This window comes from Gellertiella hungarica (assembly GCF_014197145.1).
Taxonomy (GTDB): Bacteria; Pseudomonadota; Alphaproteobacteria; order Rhizobiales; family Rhizobiaceae; genus Gellertiella; species Gellertiella hungarica.
In genome coordinates this window covers 452515-476468 of the sequence record NZ_JACIEZ010000001.1, presented here as the reverse complement: position 1 = coordinate 476468, position 23954 = coordinate 452515, and the positions used below count along the sequence as shown (strand labels likewise).

Annotated in this window: 24 protein-coding genes and 2 tRNA genes; 8 read left to right on the top strand and 18 right to left on the bottom strand. The window is 61.8% G+C overall.

What is annotated here, in order from left to right:
- Positions 1 to 30: 30 nt before the first annotated feature.
- On the bottom strand, positions 31 to 1254 hold the full coding sequence (locus GGR23_RS02200) for an ROK family transcriptional regulator (RefSeq protein ID WP_183364476.1): 1224 nt from the start codon (positions 1252 to 1254) through the stop codon (positions 31 to 33).
- A gap of 219 nt (positions 1255 to 1473) precedes the next feature.
- Between GGR23_RS02200 and GGR23_RS02195 the strand changes: the two genes are divergently transcribed.
- The 3 genes from GGR23_RS02195 to GGR23_RS02185 all read left to right on the top strand — a co-directional run bounded on the left by GGR23_RS02195 (position 1474) and on the right by GGR23_RS02185 (position 4914).
- On the top strand, positions 1474 to 2514 hold the full coding sequence (locus GGR23_RS02195) for a substrate-binding domain-containing protein (RefSeq protein WP_183364475.1): 1041 nt from the start codon (positions 1474 to 1476) through the stop codon (positions 2512 to 2514).
- A gap of 258 nt (positions 2515 to 2772) precedes the next feature.
- On the top strand, positions 2773 to 4095 hold the full coding sequence (locus GGR23_RS02190; protein ID WP_183364474.1) for a sugar ABC transporter permease: 1323 nt from the start codon (positions 2773 to 2775) through the stop codon (positions 4093 to 4095).
- Positions 4096 to 4107: 12 nt separating this feature from the next.
- Entirely contained in the window at positions 4108 to 4914 is an 807-nt protein-coding gene (locus GGR23_RS02185) for an ATP-binding cassette domain-containing protein (RefSeq protein ID WP_183364473.1), read from the top strand.
- 153 nt (positions 4915 to 5067) lie between these two features.
- Here the strand turns inward: GGR23_RS02185 and GGR23_RS02180 are convergent, their stop codons facing one another.
- Complete coding sequence (locus tag GGR23_RS02180) at positions 5068 to 5508, bottom strand: MarR family winged helix-turn-helix transcriptional regulator (RefSeq protein WP_183364472.1); 441 nt, start codon at positions 5506 to 5508, stop codon at positions 5068 to 5070.
- Between the two features lie 426 nt (positions 5509 to 5934).
- On the opposite strand from GGR23_RS02180, the gene GGR23_RS02175 reads away from it, so the two are divergent.
- Positions 5935 to 6011, top strand: a tRNA-Arg gene (locus GGR23_RS02175).
- Positions 6012 to 6048: 37 nt separating this feature from the next.
- Here GGR23_RS02175 and GGR23_RS23505 read toward each other — a convergent pair.
- The 10 genes from GGR23_RS23505 to GGR23_RS02125 all read right to left on the bottom strand — a co-directional run bounded on the left by GGR23_RS23505 (position 6049) and on the right by GGR23_RS02125 (position 12321).
- Positions 6049 to 7092 carry a tyrosine-type recombinase/integrase gene (locus GGR23_RS23505; RefSeq protein WP_183364471.1) on the bottom strand — a complete coding sequence of 348 codons (1044 nt, stop codon included), beginning with the start codon at positions 7090 to 7092 and terminating at the stop codon, positions 6049 to 6051.
- Complete coding sequence (locus tag GGR23_RS02165) at positions 7089 to 7343, bottom strand: helix-turn-helix transcriptional regulator (RefSeq protein WP_183364470.1); 255 nt, start codon at positions 7341 to 7343, stop codon at positions 7089 to 7091. Before GGR23_RS02165 ends, GGR23_RS23505 begins: the two co-directional genes overlap by 4 nt.
- The gene (locus GGR23_RS02160) at positions 7330 to 7869 is read right to left on the bottom strand and encodes a hypothetical protein (protein WP_183364469.1); all 540 of its coding nucleotides are present in this window, start codon (positions 7867 to 7869) and stop codon (positions 7330 to 7332) included. Before GGR23_RS02160 ends, GGR23_RS02165 begins: the two co-directional genes overlap by 14 nt.
- The gene (locus GGR23_RS02155; RefSeq protein ID WP_112720845.1) at positions 7866 to 8207 is read right to left on the bottom strand and encodes a phage head closure protein; all 342 of its coding nucleotides are present in this window, start codon (positions 8205 to 8207) and stop codon (positions 7866 to 7868) included. The genes GGR23_RS02160 and GGR23_RS02155 overlap by 4 nt, the downstream gene beginning before the upstream one ends.
- The gene (locus GGR23_RS02150) at positions 8204 to 9424 is read right to left on the bottom strand and encodes a phage portal protein (protein ID WP_183364468.1); all 1221 of its coding nucleotides are present in this window, start codon (positions 9422 to 9424) and stop codon (positions 8204 to 8206) included. Before GGR23_RS02150 ends, GGR23_RS02155 begins: the two co-directional genes overlap by 4 nt.
- On the bottom strand, positions 9424 to 9951 hold the full coding sequence (locus GGR23_RS02145) for an HK97 family phage prohead protease (protein WP_183364467.1): 528 nt from the start codon (positions 9949 to 9951) through the stop codon (positions 9424 to 9426). Before GGR23_RS02145 ends, GGR23_RS02150 begins: the two co-directional genes overlap by 1 nt.
- The gene (locus tag GGR23_RS02140) at positions 9948 to 10226 is read right to left on the bottom strand and encodes a head-tail connector protein (RefSeq protein WP_183364466.1); all 279 of its coding nucleotides are present in this window, start codon (positions 10224 to 10226) and stop codon (positions 9948 to 9950) included. The genes GGR23_RS02145 and GGR23_RS02140 overlap by 4 nt, the downstream gene beginning before the upstream one ends.
- Positions 10219 to 11346 (bottom strand): phage major capsid protein, encoded by a 1128-nt coding sequence (locus tag GGR23_RS02135; protein ID WP_183364465.1) that lies wholly within the window; start codon positions 11344 to 11346, stop codon positions 10219 to 10221. The genes GGR23_RS02140 and GGR23_RS02135 overlap by 8 nt, the downstream gene beginning before the upstream one ends.
- Before the next feature lie 540 nt (positions 11347 to 11886).
- Positions 11887 to 11963: transfer RNA gene (locus tag GGR23_RS02130), tRNA-OTHER, on the bottom strand.
- 7 nt (positions 11964 to 11970) lie between these two features.
- Positions 11971 to 12321: a hypothetical protein gene (locus tag GGR23_RS02125; protein ID WP_183364464.1), complete on the bottom strand. Its 351-nt coding sequence runs from the start codon at positions 12319 to 12321 to the stop codon at positions 11971 to 11973.
- A 104-nt stretch (positions 12322 to 12425) separates the two neighbouring features.
- Between GGR23_RS02125 and GGR23_RS22990 the strand changes: the two genes are divergently transcribed.
- Positions 12426 to 12653 carry a helix-turn-helix domain-containing protein gene (locus GGR23_RS22990; protein ID WP_210296808.1) on the top strand — a complete coding sequence of 76 codons (228 nt, stop codon included), beginning with the start codon at positions 12426 to 12428 and terminating at the stop codon, positions 12651 to 12653.
- Between the two features lie 4 nt (positions 12654 to 12657).
- Here GGR23_RS22990 and GGR23_RS02120 read toward each other — a convergent pair whose 3' ends face one another.
- From GGR23_RS02120 to GGR23_RS02100, 5 genes are all read right to left on the bottom strand, one after another.
- A complete protein-coding gene (locus GGR23_RS02120; RefSeq protein ID WP_183364463.1) occupies positions 12658 to 12933 on the bottom strand; it encodes a hypothetical protein in 276 nt (91 codons plus the stop codon).
- Between the two features lie 12 nt (positions 12934 to 12945).
- Positions 12946 to 14538 carry a terminase large subunit gene (locus GGR23_RS02115; protein ID WP_183364462.1) on the bottom strand — a complete coding sequence of 531 codons (1593 nt, stop codon included), beginning with the start codon at positions 14536 to 14538 and terminating at the stop codon, positions 12946 to 12948.
- A 35-nt stretch (positions 14539 to 14573) separates the two neighbouring features.
- The gene (locus GGR23_RS02110; protein ID WP_210296807.1) at positions 14574 to 14930 is read right to left on the bottom strand and encodes a hypothetical protein; all 357 of its coding nucleotides are present in this window, start codon (positions 14928 to 14930) and stop codon (positions 14574 to 14576) included.
- A 95-nt stretch (positions 14931 to 15025) separates the two neighbouring features.
- Positions 15026 to 16960: an AAA family ATPase gene (locus GGR23_RS02105; RefSeq protein WP_183364460.1), complete on the bottom strand. Its 1935-nt coding sequence runs from the start codon at positions 16958 to 16960 to the stop codon at positions 15026 to 15028.
- Positions 16957 to 17262, bottom strand: a complete 306-nt coding sequence (locus GGR23_RS02100) for a hypothetical protein (RefSeq protein ID WP_183364459.1) — start codon at positions 17260 to 17262, stop codon at positions 16957 to 16959. Before GGR23_RS02100 ends, GGR23_RS02105 begins: the two co-directional genes overlap by 4 nt.
- A gap of 501 nt (positions 17263 to 17763) precedes the next feature.
- Here GGR23_RS02100 and GGR23_RS02095 point away from each other — a divergent pair.
- On the top strand, positions 17764 to 17943 hold the full coding sequence (locus tag GGR23_RS02095) for a Flp family type IVb pilin (protein ID WP_183364458.1): 180 nt from the start codon (positions 17764 to 17766) through the stop codon (positions 17941 to 17943).
- A gap of 107 nt (positions 17944 to 18050) precedes the next feature.
- On the opposite strand, the gene speB is transcribed toward GGR23_RS02095, so the two are convergent.
- Entirely contained in the window at positions 18051 to 19088 is a 1038-nt protein-coding gene (gene speB / locus GGR23_RS02090) for an agmatinase (protein WP_183364457.1), read from the bottom strand.
- Between the two features lie 133 nt (positions 19089 to 19221).
- Here speB and GGR23_RS02085 point away from each other — a divergent pair, with 133 nt between their 5' ends.
- A complete protein-coding gene (locus GGR23_RS02085; RefSeq protein ID WP_183364456.1) occupies positions 19222 to 20487 on the top strand; it encodes a metallophosphoesterase family protein in 1266 nt (421 codons plus the stop codon).
- Positions 20484 to 23951, top strand: a complete 3468-nt coding sequence (locus tag GGR23_RS02080; RefSeq protein WP_183364455.1) for an ATP-binding protein — start codon at positions 20484 to 20486, stop codon at positions 23949 to 23951. The genes GGR23_RS02085 and GGR23_RS02080 overlap by 4 nt, the downstream gene beginning before the upstream one ends.
- The last annotated feature ends 3 nt before the right edge of the window (positions 23952 to 23954 follow it).

Genomic DNA, 23954 nt, shown 5'->3' with positions numbered 1-23954 from the left:
TGGAGAAGCCGGGCATCCGCCCGGCTTTTCTCATTCCTGGCTGGCCGAAATGGCCGTCCGGTCCATGTGGCCGAGGGCGAGATCGAGGTGGCCGGCAAAGACCAGCGCCGTTTCATCCAGGATGATGTGGAGTTCCGGCATGCCCTCGCGGCGGATCGCACGGGACTGCCCGAGCCCCTCCATCAGGCCGCGCTCCATGAGATCGTAGAAGCGGACGCCCGGGCCGGTGAAGTAGACCGGCATTTTCTCGTTGAGGCTCTGCATGCGGCCAAGGCCCTGCCCCAGTGCCAGCCCCGCCTGACGGAAGGCGAATTGCGCCTGCCGGTCGCCGCGGCGCGCATTGGCGGCGAGCTTCTCCATCTCGATGATCGGGACGAAGCGCGCGGGGATGGTGTCGGAGGGCACCTCGAATGCGGTTCGAAGAATGCCATAGAAGCCCGCCGTCGCCTCGATGCAACCGATCGATCCGCACCGACAGAGGCCGCCATTGGCAAGATGCAGCATGTGGCCGAAATCCGGTGCTGCGACCTGATATTCGCCGGACGGATCGAGATGGGCGATACCGAGACCGATGCCATGCCCCAGCGAGAGAGCGCAGAGCGCCCGGGGCGGCAGGGTGCCCCGCTCGTCGGCCTGGCGCTCGACGATGCGGGCCAGCGCGCCCGCGACCAGCCTGGTTTCGTTGCTGAGCAGGATGTCCGGCTCCAGCCCCCCGCCCCGGATGGCGCTGAAATCCACGGAGACATCCCCGAAGACGGGCGACCAGAGAAGCACCGGCTGCAGCGGGTCGACGAGCCCCTTGCTCGAGATCGACACCACCCTGATCTCGCCGAGCGACAGGGACGAGCGCTCGCACAGCCTCTCGATGGTGTTGCGCAGCGCGCTGGCAAAGCTGCGCGCCTCGTCCTGGCCGCGTCTCGTTTCCTCCAGCCGGTCGATCAGCGTGCCGCCATAATCGACGAGCGAGTATTCGAGCTGATCGGAGGAAATCCGCACCGCAATCAGATAGCCGCATTCCCGACGCTGGGTGAAGGATACGCGCGGGCGCCCCCTGCCCGCCGGCGGCGCCTGTTCCTGGCGCTCGATGACCTGATGCCGTTCCAGTTCCGCCGTGATCGCCGAGACGGTTGCGGAGGAAAGACCGGTGCGATCGGAAAGCTCCGTGTGGGAGAGCGGGCCGTGGCGGCGCAGCTGTGCGAGCACCAGCCCGCTGTTCTGCTGGCGCACGATTTCCGTACTCGATTTCGCCAGCATTCTCTGGCCTCTCTCCCTCGTCAGACCCCCGGGCGATGCCACCTCGAACAGCACCCGCCCGATGTCAACAGGCGAACCCGGAGGGGCTTGTTGACAGGGTGCGAAAACTCTGACATTTATTTTCTCGACTGTCGAGAAAAACATTTTTTCCGGCAGGAACCAAGAATGCCGGGCGTTGTGGGGAGGCCGCAATCACGGCAACCACCTGGGAGGACCCAAATGAAGAAACTGACTCTTGCGCTGACCAGCGCAGTATTCGCCATGTCTGTAGCCGGCCATGCGCTGGCCAAGGACAAGGTCATCGGCGTGTCCTGGAAGATCTTCCAGGAAGAGCGCTGGAAGACGGACGAAGCCGTCATCAAGAAGATCGTCGAAGCCAATGGCGACAAGTACATTTCCGCCGATGCACAGGGCTCCGCCGCCAAGCAGCTGACCGACGTCGAGTCGCTGATCTCCCAGGGCGCGAATGTTCTGCTGATCGTGCCCTACGACTCCGAAGCCATCCTGCCGGCCGTCCAGAAGGCCACCTCGGAAGGCATCCCGGTCATCGCCTATGACGTTCAGATCGAAGACCCGAACGTGCTCTACATGACCTTCGACAACGTCGGCGTCGGCCGCCTGATGGCGGAAGAAATGCTGAAGGTGAAGGACAAGGGCAACTTCGCCATCATCAACGGCGACAAGGGCGACCCGAATGCCTCGTTCCTGAACCGCGGCATGAAGGAAGTGCTGAAGGCGAAGCTCGACTCCGGCGACATCAAGATCGTCGGCGAAGCCTCGACCGACGGCTGGAAGCCGGAAAACGCCCAGAAGAACATGGAGCAGATCCTGACCGCCAACAACAACGCGGTTGACGCCGTTCTCTCCGAGAACGATGGCATGGCCGGTGGCGTGGTTGCGGCTCTGGCTGCCCAGGGTCTGGCCGGCACCGTACCGGTTACCGGTCAGGACGGCGACAAGGCCGCACTGAACCGCGTTGCCCTCGGCACCCAGCTCGTTTCCATCTGGAAGGACAGCCGCAAGCTCGGCGAAGTGGCTGCCAATGCGGCCCTGATGCTGGCCGACGGCAAGTCCATGACCGACATCCCGAATGTCGGCAAGTTCAAGGACGGTGCGAAGGGCGTCGAAATGAACGCCGTGCTGCTGACCCCGGAAGCCATCACCAAGGACAAGCTGAACCTGGTTCTGGATGCCGGCTGGATCGACAAGGCAACGCTCTGCGCCGGTGTTGACGCCAACGCGGTAGCAGTTTGCAAGTAAGGACTTGGCCTCAGGGCCGATGATTGCCGACTGAAGACCGCGCCGCCGAACAAGCGGCGCGGTTTTTTAAGGCCGGATTCACGTGCGGCGGGCGCGGGCGCCCCGTTTTGCGATGGGAAACCGCAAGTGCCGTGTGAAAACTTCCAGGGCCAGGACCCGGGAGTGATGTATATTCCCCAATGTGAGGCAGGACGCGGACCGGTGGTGACTGGAGGCGAGCGCGTATCCTGAAAACAGGGGCACAAGGGAGAAGTACCCATGAACCAAATTTCTCAAACCAGCGCCGGGCCGGGCCTGGTCGAAGAAGGGGCCGTCCGGCGCTTTCTGCGGGCGACGGAAATCGATACCCGCATGCTCGGCATGTTTGGCGCGCTCATCCTCATCTGGATGGGCTTCCAGATCTACGGCATCGTCTATAACGGCAATGGCGCCTTCCTCACCTACCGCAACCTCTGGAACCTCTCGGTCCAGACATCCTCCATCGCGGTCATGGCGACCGGCATGGTGCTGATCATCGTGACGCGCCACATCGACCTCTCCGTGGGCTCGGTGCTGGGCATCACGGCCATGCTGATGGGCGTGTTCCAGGTCTGGGTCCTGCCGCAATATCTCGGCCTCGGCCATCCGATGATCTGGGTTCTGACGGTGCTTTTCGGGCTTGCCGTCGGCACGCTGATCGGCGCCTTCCACGGTGTCCTCATCGCCTATCTGCAGATCCCGTCCTTCATCGTGACGCTCGGCGGCCTGCTCGTGTGGCGCGGCGCGGCATGGTGGGTCGCGCGTGGCGAGACCATCTCTCCCGTCGACGCCAATTTCGCGCTGATCGGTGGCGGGCCCTATGGCTCGATCGGCTACTGGGGCACCTGGTTCGTGGCGCTGCTCGGCTGCGTCGCCGTGGTGCTCATGCTCGCATCCGGCCGTCGCCAGCGCGCACGCTTCGGCTTCCCGCTGCGTCCCGTCTGGGCGGAAGTGTTCCTGGCCGCGATCTCCGCAGCGCTCATCGTCGGTGCGGCCTTCATCGCCAATGAATATTTCTGGCCCGTCGGCATCGTGAAGCAATATGCCGCCGCCAACAACATCACCATCCCCGAAGGCGGGCTGAACATCTCGCACGGCTTCGCCATCCCGGTTCTGATCGCCGCTTTCGTCTGCATCGCGATGACCTTCCTCGCGACCCGCACCCGCTTTGGCCGCTATGTCTTCGCCATCGGCGGCAACCCCGAGGCTGCGGAACTGGCCGGCATCAACACCAAGCGCATGACGATGCTGATCTTCGCGCTGATGGGCTTCCTCGTCGGCATTTCCGCGACGATCTCGTCGGCCCGCCTGAACTCGGCCACCAACGCGCTCGGCCAGTTCGACGAACTCTATGTCATCGCCGCTACCGTCATCGGCGGCACTTCGCTTGCCGGCGGCATGGGCACCATCTACGGCGCCATGCTCGGCGCTGTTGTCATGCAATCGCTGCAATCCGGGATGGTGCTGGTCGGCTTCGACTCGGCCGTGCAGCAAATGGTCGTCGGTGGCGTCCTTGTCGTGGCTGTCTGGCTCGACACGATCTACCAGCGCCGTGTGAAGTAAGGAGGCCCGTCGATGAACGCGACAGCTGAAAACATCCAGACCGAAACCCGGACCCCTCTCGTCGAGATGAGGGACATCTCGATCGCCTTCGGCGGCATCAAGGCCGTGGATCACGCATCGGTCTCGCTCTATCCGGGTGAGGTCGTGGGGCTTCTCGGCCATAACGGGGCGGGCAAGTCCACCCTGATCAAGATCCTCTCCGGCGCCTATCCGCGCGATGGCGGGTCCATCATGATCAATGGCGAGGAAGCCAACATCAACAACCCGCGCGACGCCAAGTCCTACGGCATCGAGACGATCTACCAGACGCTGGCTCTGGCGGACAACGTCGATGCCGCCGCCAATCTCTTCCTCGGTCGCGAGCTCCTGACCCCCTGGGGCACGCTCGACGATGCCGCCATGGAAGCGGCAGCCCGCAAGGTGATGGGGCGGCTCAACCCCAACTTCCGCCGCTTCAAGGAACCGGTGAAGGCGCTTTCCGGCGGTCAGCGGCAATCGGTTGCGATCGCCCGCGCGATCCTGTTCAACGCCCGCATCCTGATCATGGACGAGCCGACGGCCGCCCTTGGCCCGCAGGAAACGGCCCAGGTCGGCGAACTGATCAAGGAACTCAAGAAGGACGGCATCGGCATCTTCCTCATCAGCCACGATATCCACGACGTCTTCGACCTCGCGGACCGCGTGACCGTGATGAAGAACGGCCAGGTCGTCGGCAGCGCCCGCACCACCGATGTCACCAAGGATGAAGTGCTTGGCATGATCATCCTGGGCAAGTGCCCGCCGGGCGCCGTACCGGGACCGGGTGCCGCCCGTCTCTGACCGGCACTGAAGGGATCTCCGATCGGGAAAGGCCGCACCCACCGGGTGCGGCCTTTCTGCTTTCCGGCATCGCGCCCCGAGGCAAAAATAAAGGCCCCCGAAGGGGCCTGAAGACGGGCGCAGGATAGGCACCCCAAGACGATGCGGTGCTCGTCAGCAGGCGAGCCGGGTCAGAAGCTCCACGAGCTGGTCGCGCTCCTCGATGCCGCCCAGCCGGGCGATCATGCGCGACTCGTGCTGGCGCCACTTGCCGCTCGTCTCGACCACGAAATCCGTTCCCTGGCGGGTGAGGAAGAGCGACTGCACGCGCCGGTCGCTTTCGGGCTTGCGCCGCTCTGCGAGCCCGCGCTGCTGAAGGGCATCCACAAGCGCCACGAAGTTGGCGCGCTGGATGCCGAGTATCTCCGCGGCATCGGACTGCTTGATCCCGGGATGGTTGGCCAGCAGCATCAGAAGGGAAAATTCCGCCGGACGCAGGTCGTAGGGAACAAAGGTCTCGCTGAAGTCATGAAGAACGGTCTGCTGCGCGCGGCGAAGCCAGTAACCGATCCCCTCTTCGACATTGGTCGCTGTAAAGTCCACGGAAATATTCATGTTCGTATCCCCATCTCTATCAATATAGGCGTTTAAAATTCTGCGCGTCCAAGCGAACCGTTGGCAGCAAAACGAGACGAACCATTCCGGCGCCGCTTGTCATGAACGTATTATATATATAGCTAAAAAACTAACGGATATGCTAATTTTAACCGGAAAATTCTTATTATTTATATCGTGTGAAAGATAACAGTTATTAGAAATATCATTGGTTTTGCAATTTTTGCCTGCGTTATTCTACCTGAAATCATCGCGCACAATAATAAGATGTATTTGATCGTTAACGGACCGATCTCTTCCCTGATTCTGTTTCCCGAGGAAAGACGCCAGCGGTTGAACCGGATTTTTCAAAAAACGGATTGATAGCGGAAGCAAGCTGGGCTAAGTACCGGGTCACGAGACGAGGACCTGTTCCGCGTCTTTCGGGCACCCGTAGCTCAGCTGGATAGAGTGTTGGATTCCGATTCCAAAGGTCACAGGTTCGAATCCTGTCGGGTGCGCCATTTTCAGATTTCCTTCCATGAAATCAAGGCTTTAGGACTAGGATTCCACTAACCCTTGATCGGGGTTAGGCAATTTGATGATAAACGATTGCTCCGATTTGGCCATAGCGGCACGTGACAATCGCTTCATTTCGGCTGCTTTTGTGTACCTTTCGATCTCTTTGATATCCCTGTGTCCGGTGATGGACATGATCTCCAAGGCCGTGCATCCCGATTCGGCAAGGCGACGGCAGGCAGCTTTTCGGAGCCCATGAGGGGAAGAATTCGAGGGCAGGCCCGCAGCATGGGCCGCTTCCCGAAGCCAGTTGGTGAAAGCCTTCTCCGATCTGGCGGAGCCGTAGACCGTCGAAATGAAGGTCTCTCTCCCTCGTGGCAGATCGAACAGGAAAGCTAGGTCGCTGTGCAGCGGGATATGAAGCTCCACAATATCCTGTGACTTCTTAGTCGAGATGACGAATGCGTCGTCGACGATATGCTGCCATCCAAGGCGGACGGCATCGGATCGGCGCAAGCCGGTATGCAGAAGCACCTCCATGGCGATCCGCTCCGGCTGCCCTTCTTTCCACTTCTGGCGATATGCGGCGATGTCGGACTCGGTCCAGCTGCGATAGCCCTTGGACTTCGTCTTGATCCGCTTCGCCTCCTTTGCCGGGTTGACCTGGATCATTCCGACCGACTTGGCATATTCGAAAACTGATGACAGCCTCTTCCGAAGAATGTTCGCAGCGGCCGGCGTCTCCGCCTTCCCGTCGATCAGCACGTTGACGTGCTTCGTCTGGATACCGGCGACCGGAGCATGACCATGTTCCTTCGCGAAGGCATCGAGGATGCGGCGATAGACCTGCTTGCTCGAGTCTGCCAGCTGCACGAACTCGGCACTACGGTAGTAGCCTTGGATGGCAGCGCCCATTGATCCGGCAGCCGGAGCCTTCCCGGCCGATACCGGTTCGGCTTTCTGGGCCTTGTGGTACGCGATCCAGAACTCTTCGGAATACAAAGGGCCAGGCAAAGCCACCTGTGGCTTTCCCGGCTCTCTATAGTAGATACGCTGTTTTTCGTGGCGGTCCTGATAGACGTTCACGTACTTTGGTTTTCGAAGCCGCACACCTTGTCCCAATAGCTGGAATTGTTGTCGTTAGCCGCAGTATAGACCGGCTTCGCGAAAAGGGAATCGAGGTCATGTCGATCCCAGATCATTACCCCGAACATGTCGCGCGGCGGAGGGATTGCACCCTCCTTCCGCTTGCGGTCGAACAGCGTCGGACTGATCCCGATGTAGCGGGCTGCGTCTTCGCGACGGAGACCACGAGGGACGAAATCAGCCGAGGACACGGGCAGCCTCCTGATGCTCGACGCTCAGGGTGCGGGCAAGGCCTTCCACGGCTTCGGTGTCGCTTGCGTCCTCATGGACATGGAAAGTTGCCGGAACCGTCATGTACTCGATCGGTGCATCATCAAACGGATCAGCGCCGATAACCTTGCCCGTCACGTGATCTCGGCGAGACGTGGCCTTCTCGATGATCCGCCGTGCGGCAGCGCCGGCGCGCTGCTCCTTCACGCTCAGATCGACCGGCATCTTGCCGCCCATGCGCTCGTACATGGTCCGCAGTTCCTGCGCCAGCTGTTGGGCGAACTCGCCCCGGTGATACCACTGGATCATTGGAGACGGCGCTGTCTTCGGCGAGGTCGGAGCATGCGCCACAAAGCCACGGTCGGGTGACCATGCAAGGCGTACATCGCGGAGCGTCAGGGCGAGGTCAGGAAGGTAGACTTCCGCCATCGCCAGTGTCCGGTACTTTCGGGTGCCATCGTCCGAATAGAAGAACGACATACCGCGGATTTCAATCTTGAAGGTCATGATGCAACTCCCGTCTCTGTGAGGATGTTGACGAACGCCCTGCGCTCATCAGGCTCAATGCTGCGAATGTTATAGACTTCCCCTGTGCGGCCGTTCTTCGCCCGCCAGGCGCTGTTCATGGTGGCGAACTCTGGTTGCCACCTCATAGTGATCGCGACGGTCTGGGTGCCGCCGAGACGGCCAGCCATGACCGTCTCTGTTCCCCGGAGGATTTGGATGCGCGCCGGCGCAGACCAGAAGGTTGCCCAATCACCGCTGACGGGGTTTCCATACCCGTCATCCCCTTCCTCTCGCGTCTGCATTTCGATGACTTCGCGAAGGTTTCCAGCTCCGGTCATGCAGCGTCATCCACCTTGCTTCTGTTATCGTTGGCCCCGACGATTCCCATGTTCAACGGCTGGACGTAGGTCTCGCCGCCGGGGATCTTCGACATGTTCTCGAAGCCGCGAATATCATCAGCTGAAAGCCATCCGCCTTCGCGGCCGACGCGATATGCGTTGTACCGGCTGACCAGATCGCCGCGCAGAAGTGCCGACAGATCATGCTCGACATAGAGGGTCTTGCGCGCCTCCGGCGAAAGCAGCTGGATCGTCATCGCCATCTCTACCCGCTTCGCCCATGGTGCTAGGCAGCGCGTGACCAGAGCCCGGCTTTCCTGCTCGACGTTGCTATAGGTGCTGTTGTCGGTGATCCCGGCGACAGATGGAGGGACGCCCCAAATCCGGCAGATATCCAGATTGGAGAGTTTCCGGCTTTCAAGGAATTCGGAGTCCTTCGCCGAGAACTGGAACGTCTCGAACTTCGCACCGCCGTCCAAGACGATTACCTCATTGGCCTTCATCTGGCCGATGAAGCGTTCCTTGAACTTGGCGATGACGCTTTCCTTGCTGCCCGCAACCGTCCGGTCACCTGCGCCGAGCTTGTCAGGGAAGATCAGAGCGCCGGCAGGACGGAAAGCATTTTCCGCAGCTGCGCCAGCCTGATCCTGTTGAGCGAGGGCAAGGCCGAAAGCAGCGTTTGCGATCTGAATAGGAGAAAGACCGAGAATGCCGTCCTTGGTCCGATACCGGATATGCAGCACTTCATCCTGCAGAAGCACCTCAGTGCCGCCATCGGACTTCGCGTGCTTGTACCGGAGCCGGCCGCTCGACAGCTTCTCTACCGTGACCGATCCGGCCACGAGAGGGGTAAGGCCGGTGACCTGGCTGCGCCCGTTACGCTCGATCTTGGCGAAGCCGTTGCCATACATCAGAGCCGACGACAGCAACCACTCCCTTGCCTCGAACGCGGTCAGGGTCGGTGACGCCTGATCATGCAAGACGGCATAGAGCGGATGATCCGTCGCCTTCTCACGCCCGCCATCTTCGGTGCGCCGGTAGACCGACAGGCCGACCGAGGCCAGGTTCTCGCTGATGACCGAAATGCAGCGATGCGCGACAGCGTGTCCGCTCGCCTTCTCGATGTCAGCGCGGCCCTGCCAACGTGCGCCAAGGAACTCGCCGAGGTATGGATCGCTGGACGCGATCCGCTTCTCTTGTTTCGAGAAAGGCCACATTATCGGATGCCCTCCAGTTCCAGAAGCGCAATGCGCCGATCTGCATCCGTGCGCTGCTTACGCGACCGGGCCTGCACGGTAGTACCGCCGTATGCCGGGAAGGACTGGACGACGCTGATCTCATGCAGGACGACACTGCGCAGTTCGCGCTTGTCACCTGTCCAACTATCGCCGCCATCGGGAACGGTGAAGCCGAAGCTCATCCCGCCCAAGTCTCCCCTCGTGGCCAATGCCAGAACGTCGCGACCGGCGCTTGTGTCGGGAACGTCGATTTCGAATTTCAGGCCCCGGTCGTCTTCAGACAGGCGGAGGGTGCCGCTCTTCGTCCTCGCCAGTACCCGCGAAGGATCATGGTCCACGAGGGCGAGAATGTCAGGGCTGGACCGGAGCGAAGCGGCGAAAGCACCCGGTGCGATCCGCTCTTGGAAATCCGCAATGCGGGTCTCTTGATTGAAAGTCGCAGCATAGCCCGACAGCTTACGGCCTTCTGCCCGAACCTCAGTTGCGATACGTTTTTCGATGGTCATAGGCCTTGCTCCCGGTAGGGCTGAAGCAATGCGTTCACGCCGAAGGGCATGGCATTGACGGTCTCAGCGGTCACCGCCTCGCGGTTGTTATAGAAGTGGGATACAGTCAGCAGGACAGCGTGACGGATCGCCGGAGGTAGGGGGGTGGAAAACTCCACCCCCGTCCGTGCGATATAGTCTTCCGCCGCCTCGATGATCCCGGTGATGTACGCGTCGTCCGCAGCGAAGGTGATGCGGAGATGCGCCTTGGCATCGGCGAGGGAGACGTTAGGCAACCGGCACACCCTTCCAAGAGAAGGCCTTCGGCTCGCGAACAGCGATGTCCGCGTCAAGGAAGGCATGCAGGCGAAGACCGCCCTTCGATGCGTCGCTGTACGGGTTGGCGAGGATGTCCACGCCGGACCAATAGCCAATGATCAGGTTCGACCATGCGCCAAAGATCAGGGGGTTCTTGTCCGGAGTACCCGTGATGACCTTGACCTGGTTCGTGGTGACGACAGGCTCGCCATGGAAGTTCTCAGCTGCCGGGATCAGGCGTCCGTCAGCATCCTTGAACTTGCGGGCCGAATTCATGACCGTGGGATTGGTCAGGAAGCCGGTGGTGCCGGTCACGTCATCGAGCTCCAGATCGGCGATCAGGTCAGCCGCAACATTGCTCAGTTCGGTGTAGGTACCGGCAAGCTCAGTGATGCGGGTCAGGATGCCGCTGGGCTCATTCGTGCCACCGCCCTTGATCGCAGCAGCGTCAAGCGCCTGTGCCAGGACGAAGGCCAGGTCATTGCGAAGCACGTTTTCCAGCGCCACGCCGTTCTGAAGGGTCAGGCGACGGGACATGTACATCTCGCCCGTGACGGTCTTCGGAGCCATGGAGACCTTATCGAAGGTCGCGTCGGATGCGGTAGAGCTACCGTCTTCTGCAACCCACGTCGCGGTCGGGCCGGATGTCAGGCGGGGAAGGTCGAGGTTGCCCACGAGGCCAGAGATGACGGTCGCGCCAAGGCCCTGTACTGCCAGCACCGGGCGCAGCCGGTCAATCAGGCCGCCGAGGTCAGTAGCAACCGTATAGCCGCCCTTGTTCGCCGTACCGACGGTCTGGGCGCGCTGTTCGCCGAGGATCATCGATGTCGGGATCATGACGCCCCGGACTTCACGATTGCGGGAAAGCTCATCGTGCTGCTCGCGCTCAAGGCCGGTAAGAGTGCCGGCAGCGGCTTCGCGGATCGCCTTGGAAACCGAATAGCTGCGCAGTTCGCGTTCCTGCGATGCGTCGGGCTGGCCATCTGCCTGACGTTCGAATTCGGCAAGGGTAGCAGCCCTCTTGATTTCCTTGTCGAGCGCCCGAATTTCCGACTCCAGTTTGTCGAAAGCTTCAGGGTTGTTGACAACGCCCTTCATTTCTGCGATTTTCGCGGCGCGTGTTTCGTTAAGATGATGCAGATTCAAAATTGTGTCCTTTCGAAAGACATGTTGATGGGGATGGTTTCGTTTCTCAGGCGGTCGCCTTCCCCGTTGATTTCCTCGCCGATCGGTCGAGGTTTTATCTCCGCTGAATGCGGAAATGCCAAAAGCCCCGGCCACCAGTCGGTGCCAGGCAGAAACTCTCAGATTGTATTCCCCGTACAGGTAGCTGCCAAACCGGCGCCTTCCCTCATTGTGCGCTTTTTGCGCATTTCCCCTTTGCCGTCTCCGGCAGATTTAGCGGTTTTTCCGCTGCTACGAATCAGAGCAATTTCTGATCTGACAATAGGATACGATATAAACAAGGCTTTTTTAAGGAAGGCTGTTGACTTTCCGCAAAAATGTGATAAGCGCCCGCATCCATCGTATATATAGTCTTATGGTGGCGAAAACGCCAAGGGCTAAATGAAAAAATAATCACCGGCCAGCGCGCCTCAGTGTTGGAGAGGGTGGTGATCGCGCTGGCCTATGGTGACTTGGAGCCCTTGGCGAGATTCGAACTCGCATCATCCGTTACGTCTGTCAGGATAGAAGGCCTGCGACGGTACAAGGGCGAAACTGTTAGATTGCCTCAGCGTAAAAGGGATGCTTTCCGCCGATCTCAGCGTTCCAGATATCATTGCGGAATGCCACGAGGTCGGAAATGGCGCTGCTCAGAGCAGCCGGTTCGTCCGCATGATCTCCAGCATCGTATTCGATCAGGACTGCGGCAAACCGGAACTTGTTAGCGATATCCTGCTCAGCTGTGATCGGCGCATCGATGATAGCCCTACCGACTACGCTGATTGCCTCGCAGATGGAATCCATAGCGTCATCCGGCATCGGCTCGAACTGGCGAGCTATGCGATTGAGTTCAGAATGCAGCGCAAGCATTCTGCTCGTGAACCTTTCGGTAACCACGTTGATAGTCATGTGCCCCGATCCCGTTGAGGTGCTCCCCGTTACACCCTAGAGGTAACGGATTGCATTTGGGGCGTCAACATAAAAAGTGCATTCTATTGCACCTGGGGTGTATTTTGATCAGTTCAGAACAGGTTAGAGCGGCAAGAGCGCTTGTCCGGTGGGATCAGTCTAAGCTCGCGGCCGAAGCCGGAGTGTCCGTCGAGACGATCAAGAGGCTTGAAAAAATGGATGGCCCGCTGCTTGCGGCAACGGGCACAACCCTATCGAAGATCCAGACCGCGCTAGAGGCGGCAGGCGTCGAGTTCATCGACGGAACCGGCGTAAAGCTCAAACAGCGATAGCGCGCTACTCTTCGCTATCGTGCTGAAGTTCCGCCCTCACGAAGAACAGGCCAGCAGTGTTAATAATGGTCTCGTCTCTTGGCCTATTCCGGTCGATATCATCATCGAATTGATCAAACGGGCTCGGCTTGGAATAGTCATGTCCTAGGAACTTGACGAGGGTACCGTCGACGGCTCCCACTTCACAGACGATAGAACTTTCATACGTTATCGATTTTCCGTCATCGTCTTGGCCGGTCTCCAGCGTGACGACCCTGTATTTCTTCCCGACTTCGAACATTCTCTTCTCCTGTTATGCCGCCAGCAGACACGCCGGCAGTCCTTCTTCCTCGTGGCCTTGAGCGGTTTTCAGAGCCATGGCGAGCGCCACGATTCCATCAATGCGCCCGCTGGCCTTGCCTTTGTCAAGCTTGCGGGCTCCGGCCGGATCGACCGTTACAACCGCATTCGCCGCGCACATCCTCATCAGGGGGTTGCCGGCGTGATTGACCTTCTGTTGAGCGACCGTGACCTCCAGAACATCCACGGCCGGCGACATGTCCTTGTAGCCCTGCCCGAACGGGACAAGTGGTAACTCGACGGACAGCTTATCCAGTTCGCGCTTCAGATCCTCGATGCGCCAGCGGTCATAGGCGATAGCCAGGATGTTGAACCGCGTTGCCTCGTCTGCAATGTGTTCGGCCACGAGGGCGGGATCGATCACCTTTCCCGGCAGCAGCGTCAGCCTGGCATCCGGTTGCTTCGCCCATACATTATAAGGAACGCGGTCGGTGTCGCTCTTCCCCTCGATATCGAACTCCGGCAGGAAGAACCGCGGCAAGACAGTGTATCGTCCGTCCTCTTCCGGGAACACGAGCAGGAAGCAGGTCAGATCGCGCGCGGCCGATAGGTCCAAAGCCCCGAAGCATTCGCGACCCTCCAGTGCCGTCTCATCGATCGGCGCCAGATTGCAGTCGTTCCACTCCCTTGCAGCGATGAAGCGGACGGTGCCGTCAATCCGCTGGTTCAAGACCTTGTTGCGGAAATCGGCTTCCTTCGACGGGATGCGCTGCGCCTGCATCGCCATGCGCTCCACCTGTTCATATGACAGGAAGTCGCCGAGCGCCGGGTTTGCCTTCGCCCATGTTTCCGGGCTCCATGGATCATCATCCACGCCGGCCGAGAACATGGCCAGATGGAAGGATTCGTCCTCGACCTCGCCCTCCTTGATCTTGAGGCCGTAGTCGATCATCTCGGAGAAGAAATGCGTGTCATCCTTCGCCTGCGTGCTGATGGCAACGATCAGCGGCTCGTCGCGAGCGCCGAGGGCGGAGTCCATCGCGTCGAACAAGTCACGTTTCGGCCAGTACCCGATTTCGTCACAGAGGACGAACGAGGGCGAGAGGCCCAACTTGCTGTCAGCGTCGGCAGACAGGGCCTTCAGGACGGACCCCTTGCCCTGACCCTCCAGCACTTCGATTTCCTTCGAAAACCGGATGATATTGACACGCTGCGATAGTTCCGGATGCGCCTCCAGCATGGCTTTGCATTCCGCCCACGCCTTCGCCGCCTGCGCCTTGTCCATTGCGCAGAAGTAGATTTCACCGCGTTCTTCGGCTTCTGGTCCCACGAGGAAGCAGAGTGCCAATGCGGCAGAGATCCCGGTTTTCCCGTTCTTGCGGCCCATGGACAGGGCAGCCGTCCGGACGCGCCGCTTTCCTTCGTCATCAACCGTGAAGATCGGCTCGAGGAACTGTTCGATCTGCCACGGCCGCAGATGCATCTTGGTTCCCGCAAGCTTGCCCTGGGTGACCGGCATATCCTCCATGAACGCGACGACACGCTCCAGCCGGTCAAGGCCTTCAGCTTCCCATGGAAGCTCTTCGCGCAGCTTCGGGCCGCTCATAATGCCCTTGCTTTTCGGCTTTGCGCCTGGTCCCCTTAGACCCATTGTTCGGCCTCCTGGTTAGGCAAAATCAAAACTAAGTCTTTGTTCGTGCCCATCGCCGGTTCCGCGCCGATCGATCCTGGTGATCGGAAGGCCGCCGGTTCAGATGCATCGTCATGGCCACGAGGAGGGCCAATGGCAGCCTCCCAGCCTTCGCCGTCCAGCGGGTTGCCATCGACGTCAAAGCCCTTCAGCGCACGCCGAAAGCCGCTTGCATTGGGGTGATCCTTCGCATTGGTCTTGATGTTATGGCATGGTTCACACATGCTCATTAGACCGGAGAGAGGCGGGAAAGGATCGCCTCCCTTGTTGATGGCAACCACGTGGTCGACCACGTCCGCGATCGTCACCACCTCTCTGCGAATACACGCTTCGCAAAGAGGGTTAGCGGAGAGCTTAGCAACGCGGAGAGCGCGCCACTGCGGTGTACCGTATGGCCAAGCCGTCATGCTGCACCTCCGCGACGAAGGAAGGCAGGCGGCTCGAAGTCATCATCCTCACCATCTTTCATCTGCTGATACATATTGGTGAGAGGGGTTGTTACCGGCTCATGGTGCAGGGGGGCGGTAACATCGGTAACAACGGTAACAACACCATCATCATCCTCAGTCTCTTCCTGCCCTTCATAGTCCATTGTTACCTTGTTACCGTTGTTACCGGTGGTAGGGGGGTGAGCGTCGGTAACAACGAAATCGGGATGGATGTAGCTGCCACGCCCTGATTTCTGGACTTCCCCGGCCTCGACCATCTTCAAAAGCAGCCGCCGAATGTTACCGCTCTTCATACCGGTAACAACCACGAGATCATTCGGGGACATGGCTTCACCCGCATGGCGGAGCGCATCCAAGATGTTACCGCGCTCATCAGATCGGCGAACTTCGGTAACATTGCCCTGCACGATCCACTTCGCAGTCGTCTTGTCGAATGTCACGGCGCTCTCAATTTCCTCGATATCGCGGCCACGGCCATACAGGGTGCAGCCGTTACTGTTGCGGTCGAGCACGAGCGTAGTGTCGGCAGCGCCAGACAGGCCGAGCGAACCGGAGACCGTTTCGAAGGGATCGCCGCTTTCGGACTGGGACTTGCGCGTGTGATGCACGATGACGATTGCGACGTTGCGCTTGGAGGCGATCTCTTGCAGATCCTTGATTGCGCGATAGTCTCCATCATACAACTGGTCCTTGCCGCTGCGGATCGGGCGGAACTGCGCTAGGACGTCCACAATGATCATGCGGGCGTTCTGATGCTGGTCCAGCCATTCATTGATGTAGGCAAGCCCGCCATCGTTCGCTCGTGGCCATTCAGTCGAGTAGTGGAACGATTCCGGCCATGCGGTCGGGACCAGCGGCGGCATCAGCTTCTTGATGCGGGAATGCAGGCGGCGCTGATTATCTTCCAACGCGAGCATCAACACCTCGCCCTGCTCACACTGGATACCGCCGAGGCAGGTTCCGCCACGAGCAACGGCAAGCGCCATCTCCATGACCATCCAAGACTTGCCGAGCTTCGGTCGGCCTGCCAGCAGCGTGCAGCCTTCGGCGATATACCCCGGCACAATGTACCGGATCGGCGCGAAGGTCATCTTCTTGAGCGCGGCAGCGGTCCCGATGACAGGACGCTTCGGATCGGCCTTGACCATCTGGCCGGCAATGTGTGCCAGCAGATCGGCCTTGCTCTTGCCGGTGTCCAGATAGTCGGACACGTCGCCCTTGTCGGCAAGCATCGGGAAATGGACCGATCGAACGGAAGCGGCAATCCCCCGCAAGGCCCCCTCAACTTGATCCGCATGTTCGCGGCCTGGCTTGTCGTTATCGGCAAGGATGATCACCTGCTTGCCAGTGAACCACTGGTTCAGTTCCGACCGCCACTTTCCCGCGCCTTCCGGTGCCGTGGTTGCCACGAGGCCAAGGTCGGCCAGCCGGTCGCAATCCTTCTCACCTTCGCAGATGTAGACGGTTTCGGCCGCGATGACTTCCGGCAGGCGATACGGGATGCGGACCTGCTGTGCGCCCTTCATCCATTCCCGCCCGTTCCAGCTGTGCTGATAGAAGCTCTTGCCGGTCGGCTTATGAACCTTCGTCACGCGCAGATAGGGTTGGCCATGCTGGTCACGATAGACGAATTGCGGATCCGTAGGGCGCTCGGCGCGAGGCGTCGGCTTCCATTCCGGCAGACCGGCAGCGCGGCGCACATGGTCGCGGCACTCAGCAGCGTCATCGCCTGCGAACGAATTGACGACGAACCCGTCAGGATTGTTACTGTCGTTCTTTACCGAGAGGGATCGATCATCTTTGCCATGACCGGGACCGGGAACAAGGCAAGCGTCCTTGCCCTGCATGTCGCCACGCAAGGCTTTGCAAACTGTTTCTGCGATGTTCATGCGGCCACCTCTTGAACCGAGGAGTCCGACACGCTATAACGATGATGCTGATGAATACCAAAGCCGTTCGCGATTGCCGTCGCGGCGGCTTTATTCTTTTCTGCACGGTCTCCATGGTTAGGAGAAATTCCGAAAACGCATGGAGAAACAATGAGGCGTTTCGAGGGGGTTAGTAGCTGTAACCCCTTGATTTGGAATGCTTGTTGCATTCCTGTCGGGTGCGCCATCTTTTTCAAATCTCCCCGCCGATCAAGGACTGAACGACCCGTTTGCCCGCACCTGCGGAATACCGTCGTGCGCATGTCCGGTCACGCCCATGGCGGATCGGGCCGGGCGAGGCCCTCTCCTGCATCCCCACCAGCGCTTTCGCCCGTTTCGCTCGACCGAATCAACCAAAGGTAAGGATTCCGGGATCGGCGGGCCTGCGATCGGGCGCCGCCGCAATATAAACCAGCGGTAGATTTCATGCCAGTTGGATGACGCCCTGGAAAATCCGCTGGAGACGCCTCGAAGCACAGGTGTTAATAAACCACTTCCGAATTCACAGAGTCACCAGACCTAAATAACTGACTGAAAATACCTATTTTCTCTGCCTCCCGAAAATCCGCTAGGCATTCGTTAACGCCGGTCGCTACAGCTTTCCCGACTTTATTAAGGCTCTGCTCACCATTCCGTGCCGCCGCTAAATCTTGCGTTGTATCGAGTAAGAAATCAGCAAGGGTTGACCGCGAGATTGGGCTCAACCGCAAGGAGATGCGCGGTGCATGCCACAGCATGATGCTCAACGAAAAAAGGAGAGAAAAATGAACCAGTTCCTCGCTCGCTTCCTGAAAGACGAGTCCGGCGCAACCGCCATCGAATACGGCCTGATCGCAGCCCTGATCTCCGTGGCGCTGATCGCCGGCGCCGGTCTTCTCGGCAACCAGATCGGCAGCACCTTCAACAATCTCGAAACCGAGCTGAAGACCGCAACCAACCGCTGATTCCTGTTTTCTGCCCGTTCAGCACGACATCAGGAAAAAAGGAAGGCCGCCCGTCGCAGGACAGGCGGCCTTTCTCATGCGCGTCCCGGGCGGTTTCCGCTCGGGTGTCAGTCCCGAGCCACCATCAGGCAGAGGATGGTGAAGAGCACCTGCGCGGCGATATGGGCCGTGTTTGTTGTCGAATCGTACTGGGGCGCGACCTCCACCACGTCACCGCCGACAATATCCAGACCCTTGAGGCCGCGCAGCAGCTCCAGCACTTCGCGGGGCGTCAGGCCTCCCACCTCCGGGGTGCCGGTGCCCGGTGCGAAACCCGGATCGACGCTGTCGATGTCGAAGGAGAGATAGGTCGGGCCCTCGCCCACCACCGCCCGCGCCCTTTCGATGAGCGCGGGAATGCCGATCCCAGGCAGTTCCTCGGCATGCACCACCGTCATGCCGCTCTCGTAGGAAAACTCCCAGAGATATTCGGCGCCGCCCCGAATGCCGATCTGGATCGTGCGCTCGGGATCGAGAACGCCGTCGAGCACGGCGAGCCGGAAGGGACCGCCATGCTGGAACTTGGTGCCCTCGTAGGGGCCGGCCGTATCGCAATGGGCGTCGATGTGGATCATGCCGACGGGCCGCTTTTCGCCGACCGCCTTCAGGATGGAGGAACTGATCGAATGATCGCCGCCGACGGAAAGCGGACGCACGCCGGCTGCCACGAGACGCTTGTAGAACGCCTCGATATCCGCATGACACCCCGCCAGATCGTAGCGGCTCTGCATCGGTACATCGCCGATATCGGCAATCTTCGCCCGCGAGAAGGGAGCGATCTTCAGCACGTGGTCGTAGGGCCCGACGCGCTCGATGGAGCGCACCGCCCGCGGGCCGAAGCGGCTGCCGTTCCGGTTGGTCACGCCAAGGTCCATCGGCACGCCGACGAGCGCGATGTCGAGGCCGCCGAAATCGGGCAGGTCCTGCGCATCGGGGCGCGGCGGGGCATCGAGGAAGGTCGGAATGCCGGCAAAGGGCCATTTGCGGCGGTCGGTGCCCTTGAACTGGGCCTGGGCGACGTCCTTGAAATGGGGGTCGAAGATGTCGCCGCCGGAGGCATTGGCATAGCGCTCGCGTAGGGCTTTCAGCTTGTCGGGTGAGGTCACGGCTTTCTCCTGGCTCGCTCGGTTCCGGATGCAAGCTCAGCGCACCGGGCACCGGGTGTCAACGGGTATCGCGAGGGGCGGAGCAGAAGCGCTTGTGCTTGCAGCCTCGCCGGTATGTCCTTAACTAGGTTGCATGGCTTTCCGATTTGTCCACACCGCCGACCTTCATCTCGACTCGCCCCTGAAGTCGCTGTCGCTGCGCAATCCCGATCTCGCGGCGCTGATCGGCGACGCCACCCGGCAGGCGCTGATCGGCATCGTCGATCTCTGCCTCGAGGAGCAGGTGGATGCGCTGATGATCGCGGGCGATCTCTACGACGGCGACCAGACGTCGATGAAGACGGCCCGGTTCCTCGCCGCGCAGATGGGCAGGCTTCACGAGGCCGGCATCCGCACCTTCAAGATCCGCGGCAATCACGATGCGCTCTCCCGCATCACCCAGGAACTGGTGCTGCCGCCATCGGTGAAGGTTTTCGGCGGGCGCGCGGAGGCAGTGGAAATCGGCGCCGGCGGGCTCACCCTTGCCATTCACGGCCTCAGCTTCTCGAAGCCCCATGCGCCCGAAAGCCTGCTCGGGAAATACCGGCCGGCGGTGGCGGGTGCGGTCAATATCGGCCTGATGCACACCAGCCTCGACGGCGCTGCGGGTCACGACCCCTACGCGCCCTGCGCCCTGCCCGATCTCAACCGCACGGGCTTTGCCTATTGGGGTCTCGGCCACATCCATCAGCGGCGCGCCCATGCCGGGGCCTCTACGGTCATCATGCCCGGCATGCCGCAGGGCCGCGATATCAACGAGGCCGGCCCCAAGACCGTCAGCCTCGTGACCGTTGCCGACGATGGCCGGGTGACGGTCGAGGAGCGCCTGACGAGCCTTGCGGAATTCAGCCGCGCAACGGTCGATATCACCGCCGCGCGCGACTGGCGCCATCTCGCGGACCTCGTCGCATCCGGGCTGGAGGAGGCCCGTGCCGCAACCCGCTCGCGCCACGCGGTGGTGCGCCTGAAACTGACCGGACAAAGCGACCTTTCCTTCGCGCTTCGACGCGATGCGGACCTTTTCCTGGCCGAAATGGAACACCGCGCCGAGGGCCTCGGCCAAACATGGATCGACCGCATCGAGCTTGCGGTCGAGCGCCTGGATGCGGCGACCGCCGATCGGGCGGACCCGGTGGTGGAGCTCGGCGCCCTGATGCGGGACGAGGTCGTCGCCCGGCCCGCCTTCCGGGATGACATCCGCGAGATGGTCCGGGACCTGCTCGACGATCTGCCGGCCGAAAGCCGCCGCTTTGCCGGCGAGACGGAGGAAGCCTTCGAGGCCTTTCTCGACCGTCTGCTGGAGGAGAGCGGCGAGGACGTGCTGGCGCGGCTGAAATCTTCGGCCGGAGAGGCGGCATGAGGCTCCGGCGTCTCGATCTCACGCGCTACGGCAAGTTCACCGATGTCTCGCTGGATTTCGGCGAGGCGAAACCGGGCTCGCCGGATCTGACCATCGTCTACGGCCTCAACGAGGCCGGGAAATCCACGGCCTTCTCCGCCTATCTCGATTTCCTCTTCGGCATTCCCGAACGCAGCGGCTACGATTTCCTGCATGCCTACAGTGCCCTGCAGGTGGGGGGCGTGCTGGAATTCGACGGTGCCGCCCACGAGCTTGCGCGCATCAAGAAGCGCACCCAGTCGCTGATCGACGCCCAGGCGGCGCCGGTCAACGAGGCGCTCCTGCAACCCGCGCTGGGCGGCATCGGGCGCGATGCCTATCGCACCATGTTCTCCCTCGACGACCAGTCTCTCCGGGAAGGCGGCAAATCGATCCTGCAGAGCGAGGGCGATCTGGGTGCCCTGCTCTTCTCCGCCAGCGCCGGCCTTGCCGATCTCGGCCGCGCACTCGGGGCGATGGAGCAGGAAGCGGAGCAGATCCACCGGCATCGCGGCCAGAAGACCGAGCTCGCCCGGCTGAAACGGGAGCTCGATGGCCTCAGGGAGAAGCGGGCGGAAATCGATGTTCAGGCCGCCGCCTTCTCCCGCCTCGTCTCGGCAGCGGCACAGGCAGAAACCACCTGCCGCGCGGCCGAGGACGAACTGACGGAGGTACGCGGCCGCGAGAGCGCCCTCACCCGGCTTCTCAACGCGCTGCCGCTCGCCCGCGACGTGACGAGGACCCGCCAGGCGCTCCTGCCCCTCGCCGGGCTGCCGCGCCCGCCGCAGGCGGTGGCCGATCGTCTTCCGTCTCTCCTCAAGGACGAAACCCGGCTGGAAACGGCGTTGTCGTCCATCGAAAGCCGGATCGCCGCGCTCCGGAAGGAACGAGATCAGCTGGCACCAGACGAGAAGGTGCTGGCGCTCGATGCGCGCATCGGGCTTCTGGACGAGGCGCGCGCCCGCTTCCGGACGGCAGAGACCGATCTGCCGCGCCGCCGTCAGGCGCTTGTCGCGGAGGAGGCTGCCCTCTCCATGGCTTTGCGGGCCCTTGGCCACGAGCACCATCCGGACCCGGCAAGCCTTATTCTCGAAGCACCGCTCGTCGGGCGCATCCGCGATCTGATCGCCCGCAAGTCCGGCATCGATACCGCCCTTCGCAGCACCGCGCGCGAACTGGAACGGGCAACCGCGAGCCTTGCAGCGCTGGAGGCCGAGGCGGGCCAGCCGGACGCCGTGCCGGGTGCGGAGCTGGTTCCCCATCTTTCCGGCCTGCTGGAAGCGCTCGCCCGGGTGGAGACACAGCAAGGCCTGGAAGCCGAGGAAAGACATGCCGAGCGCCTGGCGCGAGAGCTTTCGGAGATCCTTGCGGCGCTGAAGCCGCTCGGTCTCGATGCGACGACGCTCAACGGCACCGTCTTTCCCGACCGCCGCCAGCTCGACAGCTGGCGCGAGGCGGCATCGGCGCTCCTTTCCCGCCGCAATCAGCACCTGGAAGCGGTCCGCTCGCTCAAGGCCCGCATCGCCGATGGGGACGAACAGGCGAGAAGCATCGTCACGACGGGACATGTCGCCGACGACGAGACGGCTGCGGCGCTCCGGGTAGCGCGCGACCGGCTCTGGCAGGCCCATCTGGACAGGCTCGACCGGGAAAGCGCCCTCCTCTTCGAGCGCGCCCTTCAGGACTTCGACCGCGCCTCGGAGACGCGGCTGGAGAAGGCAGGCGATCTCGCCCGCCTGCGCGAGATCAGCAGGACGGCGACGCTGGACCGGGCTGCCCTCGCTCGGGAGGAGCAGGCTCTTGCGGCCATCGACGCCGAGGAAACCGCGCTTTCGGAGCGGATCGCCGCCCTGTCGCCGAAGGGTCTTCTCAGAACCGACCTGCCGCTTGCGGAGGGTCTTGCACTTGCAGCCAGCCTTGCCGAGCGGGCAAGCGAAGCCCGCATGACCGCGGCCGCCCTCGGCGAGGCCCGCGAGAGGCTGGAAAGAACCGGAAACCTGCGCGCCACCGCCTGCCGCGAACTTGCCGAAGCGCTGTCCGCCTGTGGCGAACGCGTTCCGCAGGACGCATCTCCCTCCATGCTGCGAAGCCTTGCCGGCGCCGCGATCGAACGAAGCCGCCGGCGGGAGGCCGAACGGACGCAGGCGGCCCGGCGCGAGAGCGAACTGCGCGCCGAGATTGCCGAACGGCAGCGCGACCATCAGGAGGCGGAGCGGGCCGCAAGCGCCTGGACGGAGGCCTGGGCGACAGCGCTCGAGCGCACCTGGTTCGAACCCGGCCTCGGACCGGAGGAGGTGCGGGCGCTGATCGATGCCCTTGCCGATCTGCCGGGTCGCCTGAGAGAACGCGACACGCTGCGCCAGCGGATCCAGACGATGGAGGAGGACCAGCAGAATTTCGCGTCCGAACTCAGCGCGCTGCACGATCTGGCAGGCATGGCCTTGCCGGAAGGAGGCACGGCCACGGCGGATCAGGCGCTCCTCTCCCACCACGCGGAGGCCCGCCGTCAGGCAGAAGCGGCAGCCCGGATTGCCCGCGACCTCGCGGAGCTCGAGGAGGAGCGCGCCCGCCTGCGCGACGAGCAGGCGCTCCATGCCGCAAGCCGCGAGAAACTCCTTCAAGCCTTCGGATGCGACGATCTGGAAGAGGCCGGCCAGCGCCGCGAGCTGATGCTTGGCCGCGACAATCTCGAAAGCCGCCTGCAATCGCTGGAAGAACAGCTCCTTCAGGCTCTCGGCACGAACACCGCCGATGCCGCCCTCGAGGCGCTTGCCGGGATCGACGAGGAGGCCACCCGCCGAGAACAGCGCCAGCTTGCCGATCGGATCGACCTGCTGTCGGCGCACAGCCGCGATCTCTATGGCGAATGGATGCTGGCCCGCAACCGGCTGGATGCCGTCGGCGGCGATGGCGCGGTGGCAGCATTGGAAGCCGAGCGCGCGACGCTCCTGCTCACCATCGAGGATCTTGCCTGGCGCTACCTGAAGCTCAAGACCGGTGCGCTCGCCGCCGGAAGCGCGCTCGATCTCTACCGCGAGAAGCACCGCAGCTCGATGATGCGCCGCGCCTCGGAAGCCTTCCGCCAGATCACCCGCGGCGATTATACCGGACTTACCGCCCGGGCCGACCGCGACCGCGAAACCCTGATCGGCCTGACCCGCGAGGGCGGATCGCGCCTGACGGACGCGATGTCGACCGGCACGCGCTACCAGCTCTATCTCGCCCTCCGTGTGGCCGGCTACGAAGAATTCGCCGCCGTCCGCCCGCCCGTGCCCTTCATTGCCGACGACATCATGGAAACCTTCGACGAGCCTCGTTCCGAAGAGGTGTTCCGTCTGTTCGGCGAGATGGCGAGGATCGGACAGGTCATCTATCTCACCCATCACCGGCACCTTTGCGAGATCGCCCGGACGGTCGTCCCCGAGGTCCGGATCATCACGCTTTGAGGA